Genomic DNA, 14950 nt, shown 5'->3' with positions numbered 1-14950 from the left:
GGCCACACCTTCGGCAAGACCCACGGCGCGGGCCCGGCCGATCACGTCGGCCCCGAGCCCGAGGGCGCCCCGCTCGAGGAGCAGGGTCTGGGCTGGAAGAGCGGCTTCGGCACCGGCGTCGGCGCCGACGCCATCACCTCCGGCCTGGAGGGCATCTGGACGCCCACCCCGATCAGCTGGGACAACAGCTTCCTCGAGACGCTCTACGGCTACGAGTGGGAGCTGAGCAAGAGTCCGGCCGGGGCGCACCAGTGGATCCCGAAGGACGGCGCCGGGGCGGGCACCGTGCCCGATCCGTTCGATCCGGACAAGAAGCAGACCCCGGTCATGCTCACCACCGACCTGTCGCTGCGCGTGGACCCGATCTACGGGCCGATTACCCGGCGCTGGCTGGAGAACCCGGCCGAGTTCGCCGTCGCCTTCGCCCGCGCCTGGTACAAGCTCACCCACCGCGACATGGGCCCGGTCAGCCGCTACCTCGGCCCGCTGGTGCCCTCGGAGGAACTGCTGTGGCAGGACCCGATTCCCGCGCACACCGGTGAGCTCATCGGCGACAGCGACATCGCGGGACTCAAGAGCCTGATCCAGGCCTCGGGGCTCAGCGTCGCCCAGCTGGTCACCACCGCCTGGGCCGCGGCCTCCTCGTTCCGGGGCAGCGACAAGCGCGGCGGCGCCAACGGCGGCCGGATCCGGTTGCAGCCGCAGGCGGGCTGGGAGGTCAACCAGCCCGACGAGCTCGCGCAGGTGATCCGGGTGCTCGAGGGTATCCAGGACACGTTCAACGGGGCAGGCGGGGCGCAGGTGTCCTTCGCCGACCTGGTCGTGCTCGGCGGCGCGGTCGGCGTCGAACAGGCCGCCCAGGCCGCCGGGTTCCCGGTGACGGTGCCGTTCACGCCCGGCCGTACCGACGCCACCCAGGAGCAGACCGACATCGAGTCGTTCTCGGCGCTCGAGACCGCGGCCGACGGTTTCCGCAACTACCTCGCCAAGGACGCCCAGATCCCGGCGGAGTACCTGCTCGTCGACAAGGCGAACCTGCTCACCCTCAGCGCGCCGGAGATGACCGTGCTGGTCGGTGGCCTGCGCGTGCTGGGCGCCAACTACCAGCAGTCCTCGGTCGGCGTGTTCACCGACCGGCCGGGCACGCTGACCAACGACTACTTCGTCAACCTGCTCGACATGGGCACCGAGTGGGCCCCTTCGGCCGGCGACGAGAACGTCTACGAGGGCAAGGACCGCACCACCGGCGCGGTCACCTGGACCGGCAGCCGGGTCGACCTGGTGTTCGGCTCGAACTCGCAGCTGCGGGCCGTGGCCGAGGCCTACGCCACCGACGACGCGAAGGAGAAGTTCGTGCACGACTTCGTCGCGGCGTGGACCAAGGTGAGCGAGCTGGACCGGTTCGACCTGGCCCGCTAGGCCGCTGACAGCGAAACACCCTGTGACTCTTCGGGAGTCACAGGGTGTTTCCCTGTCGCGGACGTCTCAGGCGCCGGACTCGGCCAGCGCGGCGAGGCGGTCCACCGAGGCCTGCAGCTTGTCGGCGGTGGTGGCCTTGGCCCGCACCTGGCGCAGTTCGTCGTGCAGCTCGGTCCAGTCGTAGGTGTGGGTGACCCGGGTGTGGGTGTCGTCGATCGGCTCGAGCTCCCAGCGCCACAGGTGCCCGGGCGGGGTCTTGCCACGCTCGGACGGGTTCCAGGCGATGCGGCGGCCCTCGACGAACTCGACGATGTGGTTGTCCCGGTCGGCGCCGTTGGTGAGGGTGGTGGTGAACACGTCACCGGCGGCGTGGACCCGCTGGCCGGTCACCGCCTCCGCGAGGTTGTCGTTGCCGTCCCAGCGCGGCTGCTGGGCGGGGTCGGCGATCAGTTCGAAGATCACGGCGGCACCGGCCGCGACCTCTCGGGAGGCGTGCACGATGCGGGGTACGTCGATGGTTTCGGTCACCCGGGCGATGCAACCAGCGGCTTCGCGACCCCGCAACCTTTCGGCTCGAGCGCGCGCCTAACTCGTGCGGTGGACGGCGAAGACCGGAATGACCCGGTCGGTCTTCTCCCGGTACTCGGCGAAACCGGGCAGCAGCTCGACCATCCGGTCGAACAGTCGCGTGCGCTCGGGATCGTCGACGAGTTCGGCCTTGCCGGTGTAGGTCTCGCCGGGCACCTCCACGGTGAGCACCGGGTCGGCGAGCAGGTTGTGGTACCAGGCCGGATGCTTGTCGGCGCCGCCGTTGGAGGCGATCAGCACGATCCGGTCGCCGTCGGGCAGGAAGACCAGCGGGTTGGTGACCGGGCGGCCCGATCTCGCGCCGGTGGTGGTGATGATCACCATGTTGTCGCGGCCCTCGAACATGCCGCCCACCCGGCCGCCGTTGGCGCGGAACTCGGCGATCACCTGGTCGTTGAATGCGCTCATACCGGTCCCCAACGCACCGCCCACGCCGTGCATTCCCCGCCGGCCTCGGCATATGCGCCGAGGTAGTGAGGTCCTCTAACGTTCAGGGGTGCTTGGACATTCACACGCGACGAGTGGCGCGCTGGCCTGGGCGGGGACCGCCGCGGCCCTGCCGCTCACCGTCGCCGCTTTCCCCCTGTTCGACAGCGAGACAACCCGATTCGGGATCGCCGAACTGATCATGGGCACCCTGCTCACCGCGGGTGCGGCCCTGCTGCCCGACGCCGATCATCCGAGCGGAACGATCTCGCACGTGCTCGGTCCGGTGACCCATCACCTGTGCCGTTTCATCTCCTGGATCTCCGGCGGGCACCGGCACGGCACCCATTCGCTGCTGTTCGTGGTCGCCGCGGTCGGGGCCACCTGGGCCGGCGAGCACTGGCTCGGCAGACCGTTCACCCTGGGGCTGGTGTTCTTCCTGCTCGCCCTGGCGGTGCGCTCGCTGCACCTGTGCCCACCCGGCAAGAGCTTGCGCACCTACGGCACGGTCATCGTGCTGGCCTCGGCGGGCACCTTCGCCGTGGACCACTGGATCGTCGACCGGCCCGCCTGGCTGCCCATCTGCGTCGGCCTGGGCTGTCTGGCCCACCTGCTCGGCGACTGTCTCACCGATCGCGGCTGCCGCCTGCTGTGGCCCTTCCCCTTCCGCACCCGCATCCCCGTCATCGAGCGGACCGGCAATCGTGTCGAGACCTGGGTGCTCTCGCCGCTGTTCGTGGCCGGAGCGTGCGGTGCGCTGTGGTACGCCATCGTCCACCACGTGTGATCGCCTGCACGGCAAGGACGGTCCCTCCCCCGTCCTTGCCGTTCTTTTTCCCGCGGTTCGATGCAGCCGCATACATGTTTTGATGCGCATATCTGCGTATCGGCATGTAATTTGTGACCGGTCCTACCTGACCCCGCGCCGATCGCTCATCGCTCCCGAATCCGCACCGAACTCCCCGCTTTTCAGTGCACAGTTGTACTCTCAAACCCGTGACGGAGCAGCTCCCCCAACCCCAGGCCGAGGTACAGGCACTCACGCGGCTGGCAGGCGACGAGTTCGTCGGCGCGGTCGACGGGATCGCGGCCATCCACCGGGCCATCTCCGACCGCGTCTTCGCGGCGGTACGCACCGGAGTGGGCGTGGCCGCCGACCCCGTCAAGGTCGTGCACGACGCGATCACCGACAGCGTCTACGCGGTGGTCGGCGGCACGGGGTTCGTGGTGGGCGAGGTGGCGAGCGCGGTGCAGGTGCCCGGTGTCCCCGCGCCGTCACGCACGGTGTGGGGTGCGGGTGTGCTCGCCGCGCTCCAGGGGCTCATCGGCGACGCGCTCGAGGACCAGGCACCGATCCTGGCCTCCCCCATGACCATTCGCGTCGACGGCGTGCCGGTGCCGCCCGAGCAGCTGCCCGCGCACGTCACCGTGCCGACCTCCCGGCTGGTGGTGCTGGTGCACGGGCTGGTGGAGACCGAGCACGCCTGGGGACTCGGCGGCAGGCCCGCCTACGGCGAACTGCTCGAAGAGGACCTCGGCTACACACCGGTCTACGTCCGCTACAACACCGGCCTGCACATCTCCGAGAACGCCGCCCAGCTGGCCGCGCTGCTCGACCGGCTCGTCGCGCACTGGCCGCTGCCGGTGCACGAGATCTGCCTGATCGGTCATTCGATGGGTGGGCTCGTCGCCCGCGGCGCCTGCCATCTGGCCGACCGGCAGGATTCGGAGTGGGTGCGCGCGGTCCGACAGGTGGTCTGCCTGGGTTCGCCGCACCTGGGCGCGCCGCTGGAACAGATCGCGCACTACGCCGCCGCCGCGTTCGACCTGCTGCCCGAGACCCGCCCGCTGGGCGCGCTGCTGCGCAGGCGCAGCGCGGGCATCCGCGATCTGCGCCAAGGCTCGCTGGTCGACGAGGACTGGCGCGACCTCGACGCCGACGCCCTGCGCGCCCGCGCGGTGCAGGAGGTGCCGCTGCTCGCGCACGCCGACCACTACTTCGTCACCGCGACGATCACCCGCAGTCCGCGGCATCCGGTGGGCCGCATCGTCGGTGACGGCCTGGTGCTCGGCGGCAGCGGCTCCGGGCGCGGCCGCACCCGCCGCATCGCGCTCGACGGCGTGAACGGTCTGCACGTCCCCTCGGCCAATCATTTCAGCCTGCTCAACCACGAGGCGGTCTACCGCGCGCTGCGCGGGTGGCTGTCGAGCGCCCCCCGCAGAGCGGCCCGGGTGGATACGCTGTGGCCATGACTCTCGACCACGGCGACCCCGGCGACGCACCCGCCATCCCGCTGCCGACCACTCCCCTGGCCAACGAGGCGCAGCCCTCCGCCGCCGAGGAGGCACGAACCATCGCGGCCGCGACCAATATCGGCACCCTGGCCAGCCTCACCGCCGACGGGGCACCGTGGGCCTCGTTCATCACCTACGGCCTGCTCGACGGCGCCCCCGTGCTCAGCGTCTCGCGGCTGGCCGAGCACGGCCGCAATCTGGCCGCCGACCCGCGCGCCAGCATCGCGATCGTCACCCCCGACATTCCCGCGGATCCGCTGGCGGGCACCAGGATCACTCTCGCCGGCGTCGTGGAGCGACCCGTGGGCGCCGAGGCCGAGGCCGCGCGCGCCGCGCATCTCGCGGCGATCCCCGCGGCGAAGTACTACATCGACTACAGCGACTTCACCCTGTGGGTACTGCGGGTCCAGCGGGTGCGCTGGGTCGGCGGCTACGGCCGGATGGATTCGGCCTCGGCCGCGGAATACCTCGCCGCGGAACCGGATCCGATCGTGCCCCGCGCCGCGCCAGGAATCGCGCACCTCAACGCCGACCATGCCGAGGCGCTGCTGGCGATGGCACAGCACCTCGGCGGGTTCCCCGACGCCACCGCCGCGAGCTGCGAACGCGCCGACCGCTACGGCCTGCAATTGCGCGTCGAGACACCCCGCGGCGTGGCCCGGACCCGCGTCGGCTACGCCCAGCCGCTCACCGAGATCGGTGAACTCCGTTCGGCGACGGTCGAATTGGCCAAGCTGGCCCGCGCCGCGAGCTGACGCGGGGTCCGCCGGCTCAGACCCCGCAGTTCAGACCCAGAGCGCGGCGACGAGCACATTGAGGATGGCCAGCCCACCCGCGGCGTCGGTCATCCAGTCGGCTCGCTCGCCGCGCTTGGCGTCGGCCCGCGCGATCTCGGCGAACGCGCAGACCACCACCGCGATCGCGAGTTTCACCGCCAGCTTGGTGGTGTTCGGGTCCTTGTCCAGCGAGTCGAGGCCGGAGGCCAGCCCGGCCAGCACGATGCCGGTGATCAGCTGAGCGCGCGCTCCCCACACCATCAGTTCCGAGACCGCGGGCCGCCCGGCGACGTAGCCACCCACCACGGCGGCCATCCCGAGCAGATGCGTGACAACCACCAGGTTGTAAACGAAATCCATGAACGCCGAGCGTAGTAGAGACGACAGCGGCCGGTACCCGAAGGCACCGGCCGGTCGCGGCGGACTCGCGCGGCTGTCCTACACCTGCGCGTCGAGCAGATGCGCGTCCTTGCGGACGCCGAAGGCGGTGATGATCTCCATGATGCCGATGATGATCAGGAAGATGCCGACCACCAGGACCAGGGTCGCCACGGAACTGATCGGCCACACGATCAGCACCACACCGGCGATGGCACTGAGCAGACCGTAGAAGATCTGCCAGCCGCGGCCGGGGACGCCCTTCTCGGCGATCGCGGCGAACAGCATCGCCACCCCGCGGAACAGCCAGCTGATGCCGATGAACAGCCCCAGCAGCACGATCGAGGTGAGGTCGTCGCGGAAGCAGAACACACCGATGATCAGCGACAGCACACCGCTGATGAAGGAGAGCACCCGGAAGCTGGTGCTGGGCAGGTGGGTGAAGGCGGCGATCAGCTGGAAGATGCCGCTGACCACCATATAGATGCCGAACAGCACGCCCGCCACGAGCAGCGACGGACCGGGCCAGACCAGGACGATGATGCCCAGCACCACCGCGAGGAGGCCGGTGACCAGAATTGTTTGCCAGGTCTTCTTGGCAAGAGCCGCGATTGGACTCTCCAACACGGTATTTGTCGTCATGACGAGATGTTATGCCCGGTTGCTCTGGTTTTCCCAGCATTAGCTGGAGCTGTGATCGTGTCGCGACCGCGCCGACGGCGACGACGGCCACACCTGCACGAACGTTTGGTGCGCACAGCCGTCGGGTAGCACAAAGAAGTGTCGGTTGTACTCGTGCTGCAAGCTCGGGGCCTCGGTGATCTGCTCGCCGCGGTCCCGGCTCTGCGTGCCCTGCGCCGGGCCGAACCACGCAGCCGGATCATCCTGGCTGCTCCGCATCGATTGGAGCGCGTCGTCGACCTGATCTCCTCGGTCGACGAACTCGTGCCCACCGCCGATCCGGCCGCCCTCATCTGGGACGGCCCCGCCCCCGAGCTGGCCGTCAACCTGCACGGCCCCGACGGCGCGAGCGCGCGGGCCCTGGCCGACACCGGCGCCGCGCGGATCATCGGGCACCGCACCCCCGAACTGCCGAAACTGGCGGGCCCGCGCTGGGATCCGGACGTGCACGTGGTGGACCGCTGGTGCAAGCTGCTCGAGTTCGAGGGGATCGCCGCGGATCGCCGCAATCTCGGGCTGGTCCCGCCGGTGGCCTCCATCAGCCGCCGCGACAGCGTGGTCGTCCACATCGGCGCGGGCGCCCCCGCCCGCCGCTGGCCGCCGGAGCGCTTCGCCGCGGTGGTCCGCCATCTGCTGGTCCTCGGCCGGGGCGTGGTCCTCACCGGCGACCCGTTCGAACGCGAGATCGCGCGGGAGGTGGCCGCCCAGGCGGGCCTGCCCGACGACCGTGTCCTGGCGGGCAGGCAGAACCTCACCGATCTGGCCGCGACCGTGGCCGAGGCCGCGCTGGTGATCAGCGGCGACACCGGCGTCGCGCACCTGGCCACGGCCTTCGGCACCCGGACCGTGCTGCTGTTCGGCCCCACACCGCCGCGCCGGGGTGGCCCACCGGCGCATCTGCTGGGCAGGCACGCGGTGCTCTGGGCCGGACAGGTCGGCGATCCCGACGCCCGCACGCCCGACAGCGGCCTGCTGCGCATCGGCGTGCCCGAGGTGCTCGCCGCGGTGGACGCGCAGCTGGACAAGCAGGACTGGGCCGAGTCGACCAAGTCCTCCCGTTATCGCCGGGTCGGCTGAGCGGGGAAGCCGCCGGTGGCATCGCGCAACGCGGCGGCATGGGCGGCCAGCGCACTGGGCCAGAACCGCTCGAGATAGTCGCGGGCGTCGCTGAGCCCGCGCGGGTCCAGGGAGTAGAGGTGGCGGTTGCCGTCGCGGCGCATGGCCACCAGGTGCGCTTCGCGCAGCACCTTCAGGTGCTGGGAGGCGGCCGAGCTGGTGATCCCGGTGGCGGCGGCGAGCTCGGCCACCGACCGCGCGCCCGGGGGCAGCGACTCGAAGATCGCGCGCCGGGTGGGGTCCGACAGGGCGGTGATGGCCCGAACTCCGTTAGCGTCCACTGAATCAGTGTGCGCCGTTTCCGCAGGTCCGGCAATGATCTTGGACTCGACGCATTTCCCCCGGTCGTCATCGGAATGTAGACAGTTCGTTATGTCGCCGTTATAGATCAACTGGGGTTATAGCGGTTCGTGATCGCAGCCACAGGATTCGCCGCCGAGGTCACGGCTTCGATACGTTCGAGACATGTTCGTGACCAACCCGTTATCTGCTCGCGTCTCCGACGCCTTCGCCGGTCGCTGGGGAGGCGTTGTCGCGGGTGCGGTGGCCCTGTCCGCGCTCGTCGGCACCTCCGTCGCCACCTTCGGCGACCACGAGACCCCGGCTCCCACCACCATCGCGGCCAGCAGCACCGAGGCCGTCGCCCAGGGCCAGTCGCCCTACCGTTTCACCTCGTACACTCCCGCCGAGGCCCAGGGCCCGCAGGGCGAGGCACCCGCCTCCGCCCCGATCGCGTGGGAAGAGCACCGCGAAGCGGTCGCCCTGCCCCTGCCCGAGATCCCGTTCATCGCGCCGCGACCGCACACGGTCCGCCCGGTCAACGGCCGGTTGACCTCGTACTTCGGCGCCCGCTGGGGTGCCGCGCACAACGGCATCGACTTCGGCGATCCGATCGGCGCGCCGATCTTCGCCGTCACCGACGGTACAATCATCGAGACCGGTCCCGCCACCGGCTTCGGCCTGTGGGTCCGCGTCCAGCAGGACGACGGCACCATCGGCGTGTTCGGTCACGTCAACGAGATCCTCGTCCAGACCGGCCAGCAGGTGAAGGCGGGCGATGTGATCGCCACCGTCGGCAACCGTGGCAATTCCACCGGTCCTCACCTGCACTACGAGGTGCACGTGCCGGACGGCTCGCTCTACGGCGCCCCGATCGACCCGCACCCGTGGCTCGCCGCGCGTGGCGTCGACGCCGGTGTCGCCCAGGACTGAGCCTCACACCCCACTGATCGCGTCCCCGTGCTCGATCAGGAACTCCCGTAGCCGCGTGACCGCGAGTGTCGGCCGATGGTCTCCCGAGACCAGGCCGATCTCGCGGTCGCGTTCGCCATCGATGCGCACGACCGCCAGGTCCGGCTGCGGCAGCTCCGCCACGGGCAGCAGCGCCACCCCGAGCCCGAGGGCGACCAGGGCGCGCACGGTCTCGAATTCGGTGATCTCGAACAGCACGCGCGGGGTGAATCCCGCGGCGGCGCACCAGGTGTCGAGCAGTGCGCGCAGGTGATAGCTGGGCGGGTTGGCGATGAAGGCCGCGTCGGCGAGCTCGGCCAGGTCGATCCGGGTGCGGGTGGCCAGCGGATGCGTGCGGGCCACGTGCAGCTCGATGCGCTGACGGCCCAGGTCGATCGAGGGCAGGTCGGGCGGCGGCGGGATCATCACCGCCAGGTCGAGCCTGCCTTCGCGCACCTGTTCGGCCAGTTCCTCGCCGTGGGCCTGTACGAGATGCAGGCGGACCCGCGGCGCGCGGGTGTGGAACTGGGCGAGCAGTGACGGGATGCTCACCGGGCCCAGGGTGAGCGGGAAGCCGAAGCGGACCAGGCCGCTGTCGGGGTCGGCGTCGGCGCGCACCCGGTGCACCGCGTCATCGAGGGCGCGGACCACGCCCCGCGTCTGTTCGTGCAGGTCGCGGCCCTGCGGTGTCAGCGTGACGCCGCGTCCGACCGGCTGGAACAGCGCCACCCCGAGGGCCTGTTCGAGCGCGCGGATCCGGCGGCTCATCGAGGACTGCGGCATCCCGAGGCGCTCGGCCGCGCGGGTGAAGTGGCCGTCGGTGGCCGCGGCGTCGAAGGCGGCCAGCAGCGGTGCCAGTGCCTGCGCGCCGGGCTCGGCCGAATCATCCATATCCGGATCATATCCCCGGCGATTCCGTGTTGGACGGATCACTGCGGGCGGCGTGACGATGGTCGGACATCGCATACGGGAGGTTTCCGATCATGGCCGCTACGACATCCACACCGCGCGAATCCGCCGAGGTCCTCGACGCCGTCCTGATCGGTGGCGGCGTCATGTCGGCCACCCTCGGCGCGCTGTTGGGCACGCTGGCACCGGACTGGTCGATCGCGCTGTTCGAACGGCTCGGTGAGCCCGCCGCGGAGAGCAGTCATCCGTGGAACAACGCGGGCACCGGCCATTCCGGGTTGTGCGAACTCAACTACATGCCCGACCCGGCCGACGGCACCCGCGCCGCGGGGATCGCCGGCCAGTTCGCGCTGTCGCGCCGGTTCTGGTCGGCCCTGGCGCGTCGCGGCGAACTCGATCCGGGCTGCTTCCTCACCGCGACCCCGCACGTCACCGTGGTCTTCGGCGAACGCGACATCGCCTACCTACGGCAACGCCACGCCACGCTCAGCGCGCTCCCGGAGTTCGCTGGACTCGACTACACCGAGGACCGCGCGGTGATCGCCGACTGGGCCCCGCTGCTGGTGCGCGGACGCGCCGTCGACGAGCCGATGGCCGCCACCCGGCACACCGCGGGTACCGATGTCGACTTCGGCGCGCTGACCCGGTCGCTGCTGTCGACCATGACCGACGCGGGTCATGCCGTGCGGCTGCACCGCGAGATCACGGGGCTCCGGCGCGACGCCGACGGCCTGTGGACGGTGCGCGGGCGCGATCTCGGCAGCGGGCGGCGCTTCACCGTGCGGACCCGGTTCGTGTTCGTCGGCGCGGGTGGCTACGCGCTGCGGCTGCTCCAGCGCGCGAAGCTGCCCGAGGTGCGCGGGTACGGGGTGTTCCCGCTGGGCGCGCAGTTCCTGCGCACCGACGATCCGGCAGTGGTGGCCGAGCACCGGGCCAAGGTCTACAGCCAGGCCGATCTCGGTGCGCCGCCGATGTCGGTGCCGCACCTGGACCGGCGCGAGGTCGACGGCACGGGCGCCCTGCTGTTCGGGCCCTACGCCACCTTCAGCACCCGGCTGCTGCGCTACGGCAAGCTCACCGATCTGTTCACCACGATCCGCCCGCACAACATCGTGCCGCTGGTCGCGGCCGGACTGCAGAACCTCGGCCTGGTCCGCTACCTGATCGGTCAGCTCCTGGCCTCGCCGCGCCGCAAGTTCGCCCAGCTCCAGCGGTTCTATCCCACCGCCGACCCCGCCGACTGGGAACTGGTCCAGGCCGGCCAGCGGGCGCAACTGGTGAAGCCGGACCCGCGCCGCGGTGGCGTGCTCGAGTTCGGCACCGAACTGGTCACCGGCGCCGACGGCACGATCGCGGGGCTGCTCGGGGCCTCCCCCGGTGCCTCGATCGCGCCCGCGATCATGCGGGATCTGCTCGACCGATGCTTTCCGCACCGGCGCTACGAGTGGGCGCCCCTGCTCGCCGAACTGCTGCCCGAGGACGCCGTCGAGGTGTGACCGGTGGTCAGCGGTCCGCGCGCAGGGCCCCGAGCAGGCGGTGACAGCGAGCGGTCATCTCGGCCGCGGTCTGCTCGGGGTGCCGCAGCCACCACAGCACCAGCGAGGTCACCGCGCCCATCCAGACGTCGGTGAGCGCGGACAGGTCGACCGGATCGGTGATGTCCACCGCGGCGATGGCGTCGGCGACGCCGCGGGCCGCCTGCGCGGCGATGCGCCTGCGCGCCGCGCGGGAGGCCTCGGCGACCGGGCCGTCGTCGGGGTGGGAGCGGTCGAACAGCACGGTCCAGTCGTGCGGGCGCGGTTGCAGCGCCGCGAAGATCGCGTCGAGGGTGCGCTCGGCCTTGGACAGGCCGCCGGGGCCGGTGATCGCGCCCTCGATGGCGTCGTAGAGGACCGTGGCCGCGCGCTCGACACACGCGATGTAGAGGCCCTCCTTGGAGTGGAAATAGGTGTAGACCAGCGGCTTGGACACCCCGGCTCGCGCGGCGACATCGGCCAGCGACAGGCCCGCGTAGCCCACGCGGCCGATCTCGGCCGCGGCCGCGTCGAGAATCTGCTGTTCGCGTTCGGGACGCGGGACGCCCTTGGTTCCGGCTGTGCTCACCGGTCCATCCAACCATCGGCCGGGGCCCGCGATTGACTCCAGCCTGACCCCTTTGTAATTTACTTATTAGTAAATTAGCCGGTGTCATCATCCGACAGGAGATCCTGTGTTCACCGAACTCGCCCGATCGGTCTTGCTCAATCCGCCCGCGCTCCCCCGCGCGCTGGCCCAGCTGGTCCTCGGTGAACGCCACGAGATCGCGGGCCGGACCGTGGTACTGACCGGCGCGTCCTCCGGTGTGGGTAAGGCCGCCGCGCATGCCCTCGCCCGGGCGGGCGCCCGGGTGATCCTGGTGGCCCGCACCCCCGAGCCGCTGGCGGCGGTCCGCGACGCGGTGCGCGCCGAGGGCGGCGACGCCGAGATGATCCCCTGCGATCTCGCCGACGCCGAGCAGACCGACGAACTGGTGAAGACCCTGCTCGAGCGGTACGGCCGGATCGACGTGCTGGTCAACAACGCGGGCCGGTCGATCCGCCGCGGCGCGGCCGAGGCCACCGACCGCTTCCACGACTACGAGCGGACCATGGCGCTGAACTACTTCGGCGCCGCCCGGCTCACCATGGGCCTGCTGCCGTCCATGCTCGAAGTGGGCGACGGGCACATCGTCAATGTGGCGACCTGGGGTGTCGCGGCCGGGTCGATGCCGCTGTTCACCGCCTACCACGCGTCCAAGGCGGCACTCGGCGCGTTCGGGCGCAGTCTCGGCGCGGAGACCAGGGCGCGCGGGGTGCACGTCACCACGCTGGGGTTCCCGCTGGTGCGCACCGAGATGATCGCGCCCACCGGCAAATACGACGACGCGGCGGCACTGTCGGCCGAGGACGCGGCCGCCTGGATCCTCACCGCGATCCGCACCCGCCCGATCGAGCTCTACCCGCGCTACACCCGGGTCCTGCAGACCCTGGCCACGATCTCACCCCGCGGGGTCGACGCCGCCATCTGGCGGATGGGGATCTGACCCCTAGAACCCGGGTAAGGCCGACCCCCTACCCGGGTACGGGCGGGGATCCCGCTCCGCAGCGGGAGGTGTTGGGGCACACCGGATTCCTACCGTCGAACCATGGCGACGATGGATTTCCCCCGCTCCCTGCCCCGCTTCCCGTTCACGGCCGCGCGGCCCCGCGACGGGGCGCCCTGGCACCTGCCGCTGCTGGTGAACGCCGCGGTGATGACCGCGCTCGTCCTCGTGTCGACGATCGGCATGCTCGTCGACCACCGGGAACTGCTCGGCGAGTCGGTCTGGCTCAAACCGGCCAAATTCGGTCTCGCGTTCGCGGTGTACGGGCTGACGCTGGCCTGGATCCTGCGATTGCCACATCGCGGCAGGCGGGTGACGTGGTGGCTGGGCACGATCATCGCGGTCACCGGGATCGCCGATGTCGGGTTCATCGCGTTGCAGGCCGCGCGGGGCACATTCAGCCATTTCAACACCGCCACCGATCCGGTGAACCGGATCGGTCAGCAGGTGTTCGCCTCCGGCGTGCCCGGCCTGTTCCTGGCGACTCTGGTGCTGGCACTGATCATCTCGTGGCAGAAGCTCGCCGACCGGCCGACCCGGATCGCGCTCAAGGCCGGGCTGTGGCTGGCGGTGACCGGCATGATGCTGGGCTATCTGATGGGATACACCGGCCCGCAACTGGTCCGGCAGTCCGACGGCACCGTGGTCGGCCTGATGGCAGGCCACACCGTGCGGCCCGATGCCCCGGCCGACGCCGCCCGCGACGGGCTCGGCGCGATGCCGATCACCCACTGGAGTACCACCGGCGGTGATCTGCGCGTCCCGCATTTCGTCGGGCTGCACGGCATCCAGGTGCTGCTGGTGCTGGCCGTCGCCCTGACCGCGCTGGCCCCGCGCCACCGCTGGCTGCGCGCGGAGTCCACCCGCGCCGCGCTGCTCGGGGTGGCGGTGATCGGCTATTTCGGGCTGCTGACGCTGGTGCTCTGGCAGGCGCTGCGCGGCCAGCCGCTCACCGCACCCGACGCGGGCACCCTCGCCGCGGCCGCGGCGGTGGCCCTGTTCGTCGGCGGCGGTGTCACCGCGGTGTACCGGCGCGCCCGGGTCACGGCCCCGCGGTAGCGGTCAGCGCAACCGCTCGGCCTCGCGGGCCAGCTCCACCAGGGTGGCGCTGAGCTGGGCGAGTTCGGCCGCGTCGGCGCCCTCACCGACCGCGGTCGCCACGTCCTCGGCGGCGCAGCGGGCAGCGAACCACCGATCCGCCAGGTCGGTGACCTCCTGGGCGGACAGCACCACCGCGTCCTCCGGAATCCCGGTCCCCTTCAGACTGCTCCGGTGCTCGTAGGCCCGCTGCCTGCACGACTGGCGGCAATACCGGCGACGACGACCCGATTCGGAATCCACGATCTCCCGCCCACACCACTGGCAGGACAGCAGGCGACTGCGCGACATGCTGCGAAACCCTAGCCGCCCGGCCCGGGTTCCGCCGCGCAGGTCTCGCTCAGCGGGCAACGACTACAATGGAACAGTTCAGACTTCTAGCGCGTTGACGTAGAACAAGCCGGTTCTCGGCCCGCCTCGATTCTGGACTGACCGAAGGGTGCGACGAAGGAGTACCCGCAGGGAGGGAAGAATCGAGGCCCCGGGGGCCGAGAACCCGCGGCGCCAGCCGCCAAAGACAGGGAGCACACATGGCAGATCGCGTACTCCGAGGCAGTCGGCTCGGAGCGGTGAGCTACGAGACCGATCGCGACCACGACCTGGCCCCGCGCCGGATCGCCCGCTACCGCACCGACAACGGTGAGGAGTTCGACGTCCCGTTCGCCGACGACGCGGAGATCCCGCCGACCTGGCTGTGCCGTAACGGCCAGGAGGGTCAGCTGATGGAGGGCACCTCGGTGGAGACCAAGAAGGTCAAGCCGCCGCGGACCCACTGGGACATGCTGCTGGAGCGTCGCAGCAAGGAAGAGCTCGAGGAGCTGCTCAAGGAGCGCCTCGACCTGCTCAAGACCCGCCGCCGCGGGTAGCGCGGAGAATCGATACGCCGAGGGCCGCCTCCCGATCGGGAGGCGGC

At 70.9% G+C, this 14950-nt stretch carries 18 protein-coding genes; 10 read left to right on the top strand and 8 right to left on the bottom strand.

Going from position 1 to position 14950, the window contains the following annotated elements; genetic code table 11:
- On the top strand, positions 1–1419 hold a 1419-nt coding region (locus ACWEMY_RS28180; protein ID WP_452392455.1), incomplete at its 5' end, for a peroxidase family protein.
- Between the two features lie 66 nt (positions 1420–1485).
- Here the strand turns inward: ACWEMY_RS28180 and ACWEMY_RS28175 are convergent.
- Both ACWEMY_RS28175 and ACWEMY_RS28170 read right to left on the bottom strand, forming a co-directional pair.
- Complete coding sequence (locus ACWEMY_RS28175) at positions 1486–1947, bottom strand: SRPBCC family protein (RefSeq protein ID WP_452392454.1); 462 nt, start codon at positions 1945–1947, stop codon at positions 1486–1488.
- A 57-nt stretch (positions 1948–2004) separates the two neighbouring features.
- Positions 2005–2415 (bottom strand): nitroreductase family deazaflavin-dependent oxidoreductase, encoded by a 411-nt coding sequence (locus ACWEMY_RS28170; RefSeq protein WP_452392453.1) that lies wholly within the window; start codon positions 2413–2415, stop codon positions 2005–2007.
- An 88-nt stretch (positions 2416–2503) separates the two neighbouring features.
- Between ACWEMY_RS28170 and ACWEMY_RS28165 the strand changes: the two genes are divergently transcribed.
- The 3 genes from ACWEMY_RS28165 (at position 2504) to ACWEMY_RS28155 (ending at position 5483) form a co-directional block, all read left to right on the top strand.
- Positions 2504–3220, top strand: coding sequence for a metal-dependent hydrolase (locus ACWEMY_RS28165; RefSeq protein WP_375928045.1), 717 nt, complete (start codon positions 2504–2506; stop codon positions 3218–3220).
- A 209-nt stretch (positions 3221–3429) separates the two neighbouring features.
- Positions 3430–4686 carry an esterase/lipase family protein gene (locus ACWEMY_RS28160; RefSeq protein WP_452392452.1) on the top strand — a complete coding sequence of 419 codons (1257 nt, stop codon included), beginning with the start codon at positions 3430–3432 and terminating at the stop codon, positions 4684–4686.
- A complete protein-coding gene (locus ACWEMY_RS28155) occupies positions 4683–5483 on the top strand; it encodes a HugZ family pyridoxamine 5'-phosphate oxidase (RefSeq protein WP_452392451.1) in 801 nt (266 codons plus the stop codon). The genes ACWEMY_RS28160 and ACWEMY_RS28155 overlap by 4 nt, the downstream gene beginning before the upstream one ends.
- A gap of 30 nt (positions 5484–5513) precedes the next feature.
- Here ACWEMY_RS28155 and ACWEMY_RS28150 read toward each other — a convergent pair whose 3' ends face one another.
- Both ACWEMY_RS28150 and ACWEMY_RS28145 read right to left on the bottom strand, forming a co-directional pair.
- On the bottom strand, positions 5514–5864 hold the full coding sequence (locus tag ACWEMY_RS28150; RefSeq protein WP_375928051.1) for a hypothetical protein: 351 nt from the start codon (positions 5862–5864) through the stop codon (positions 5514–5516).
- A gap of 78 nt (positions 5865–5942) precedes the next feature.
- On the bottom strand, positions 5943–6524 hold the full coding sequence (locus ACWEMY_RS28145; RefSeq protein WP_375928053.1) for an HdeD family acid-resistance protein: 582 nt from the start codon (positions 6522–6524) through the stop codon (positions 5943–5945).
- A gap of 138 nt (positions 6525–6662) precedes the next feature.
- Here ACWEMY_RS28145 and ACWEMY_RS28140 point away from each other — a divergent pair, with 138 nt between their 5' ends.
- On the top strand, positions 6663–7640 hold the full coding sequence (locus ACWEMY_RS28140) for a glycosyltransferase family 9 protein (protein WP_375928055.1): 978 nt from the start codon (positions 6663–6665) through the stop codon (positions 7638–7640).
- On the opposite strand, the gene ACWEMY_RS28135 is transcribed toward ACWEMY_RS28140, so the two are convergent.
- Complete coding sequence (locus tag ACWEMY_RS28135) at positions 7622–7960, bottom strand: ArsR/SmtB family transcription factor (protein WP_375928057.1); 339 nt, start codon at positions 7958–7960, stop codon at positions 7622–7624. The two genes, ACWEMY_RS28140 and ACWEMY_RS28135, sit on opposite strands and share 19 nt — an antisense overlap.
- 184 nt (positions 7961–8144) lie before the next feature.
- Between ACWEMY_RS28135 and ACWEMY_RS28130 the strand changes: the two genes are divergently transcribed.
- The gene (locus tag ACWEMY_RS28130; protein ID WP_452392450.1) at positions 8145–8891 is read left to right on the top strand and encodes a M23 family metallopeptidase; all 747 of its coding nucleotides are present in this window, start codon (positions 8145–8147) and stop codon (positions 8889–8891) included.
- 3 nt (positions 8892–8894) lie between these two features.
- Here ACWEMY_RS28130 and ACWEMY_RS28125 read toward each other — a convergent pair whose 3' ends face one another.
- Positions 8895–9800: a LysR family transcriptional regulator gene (locus ACWEMY_RS28125; RefSeq protein ID WP_452392449.1), complete on the bottom strand. Its 906-nt coding sequence runs from the start codon at positions 9798–9800 to the stop codon at positions 8895–8897.
- A 92-nt stretch (positions 9801–9892) separates the two neighbouring features.
- Here ACWEMY_RS28125 and mqo point away from each other — a divergent pair, with 92 nt between their 5' ends.
- Positions 9893–11314: a malate dehydrogenase (quinone) gene (gene mqo, locus ACWEMY_RS28120; protein WP_452392448.1), complete on the top strand. Its 1422-nt coding sequence runs from the start codon at positions 9893–9895 to the stop codon at positions 11312–11314.
- Between the two features lie 7 nt (positions 11315–11321).
- Here mqo and ACWEMY_RS28115 read toward each other — a convergent pair whose 3' ends face one another.
- Positions 11322–11921: a TetR/AcrR family transcriptional regulator gene (locus ACWEMY_RS28115; RefSeq protein WP_375928065.1), complete on the bottom strand. Its 600-nt coding sequence runs from the start codon at positions 11919–11921 to the stop codon at positions 11322–11324.
- Positions 11922–12027: 106 nt separating this feature from the next.
- Between ACWEMY_RS28115 and ACWEMY_RS28110 the strand changes: the two genes are divergently transcribed.
- Positions 12028–12879, top strand: coding sequence for an SDR family oxidoreductase (locus ACWEMY_RS28110; RefSeq protein WP_452392447.1), 852 nt, complete (start codon positions 12028–12030; stop codon positions 12877–12879).
- 102 nt (positions 12880–12981) lie between these two features.
- Positions 12982–13998 (top strand): hypothetical protein, encoded by a 1017-nt coding sequence (locus ACWEMY_RS28105; RefSeq protein ID WP_452392446.1) that lies wholly within the window; start codon positions 12982–12984, stop codon positions 13996–13998.
- Positions 13999–14001: 3 nt separating this feature from the next.
- On the opposite strand, the gene ACWEMY_RS28100 is transcribed toward ACWEMY_RS28105, so the two are convergent.
- A complete protein-coding gene (locus ACWEMY_RS28100) occupies positions 14002–14328 on the bottom strand; it encodes a hypothetical protein (protein ID WP_375928071.1) in 327 nt (108 codons plus the stop codon).
- A 239-nt stretch (positions 14329–14567) separates the two neighbouring features.
- Here ACWEMY_RS28100 and ACWEMY_RS28095 point away from each other — a divergent pair, with 239 nt between their 5' ends.
- A complete protein-coding gene (locus ACWEMY_RS28095; protein ID WP_067453486.1) occupies positions 14568–14903 on the top strand; it encodes an RNA polymerase-binding protein RbpA in 336 nt (111 codons plus the stop codon).
- Positions 14904–14950 lie beyond the last annotated feature (47 nt).

The organism is Nocardia sp. NPDC004415 (genome assembly GCF_053602435.1).
The sequence above is the reverse complement of the archived record's forward strand: the minus strand, read 5'-3'. Positions and strand labels throughout refer to the sequence as shown.

Excerpts from the sequence above, each read along its gene's own strand:
- ACWEMY_RS28100 (WP_375928071.1), bottom strand. The coding sequence starts at position 14,328 with ATGTCGCGCAGTCGCCTGCTGTCCTGCCAGTGGTGTGGGCGGGAGATC.
- ACWEMY_RS28145 (WP_375928053.1), bottom strand. The coding sequence starts at position 6,524 with ATGACGACAAATACCGTGTTGGAGAGTCCAATCGCGGCTCTTGCCAAG.
- ACWEMY_RS28170 (WP_452392453.1), bottom strand. The coding sequence starts at position 2,415 with ATGAGCGCATTCAACGACCAGGTGATCGCCGAGTTCCGCGCCAACGGC.
- ACWEMY_RS28155 (WP_452392451.1), top strand. The coding sequence starts at position 4,683 with ATGACTCTCGACCACGGCGACCCCGGCGACGCACCCGCCATCCCGCTG.
- ACWEMY_RS28105 (WP_452392446.1), top strand. The coding sequence starts at position 12,982 with ATGGCGACGATGGATTTCCCCCGCTCCCTGCCCCGCTTCCCGTTCACG.
- ACWEMY_RS28095 (WP_067453486.1), top strand. The coding sequence starts at position 14,568 with ATGGCAGATCGCGTACTCCGAGGCAGTCGGCTCGGAGCGGTGAGCTAC.
- ACWEMY_RS28130 (WP_452392450.1), top strand. The coding sequence starts at position 8,145 with ATGTTCGTGACCAACCCGTTATCTGCTCGCGTCTCCGACGCCTTCGCC.
- mqo (WP_452392448.1), top strand. The coding sequence starts at position 9,893 with ATGGCCGCTACGACATCCACACCGCGCGAATCCGCCGAGGTCCTCGAC.
- ACWEMY_RS28150 (WP_375928051.1), bottom strand. The coding sequence starts at position 5,864 with ATGGATTTCGTTTACAACCTGGTGGTTGTCACGCATCTGCTCGGGATG.
- ACWEMY_RS28125 (WP_452392449.1), bottom strand. The coding sequence starts at position 9,800 with ATGGATGATTCGGCCGAGCCCGGCGCGCAGGCACTGGCACCGCTGCTG.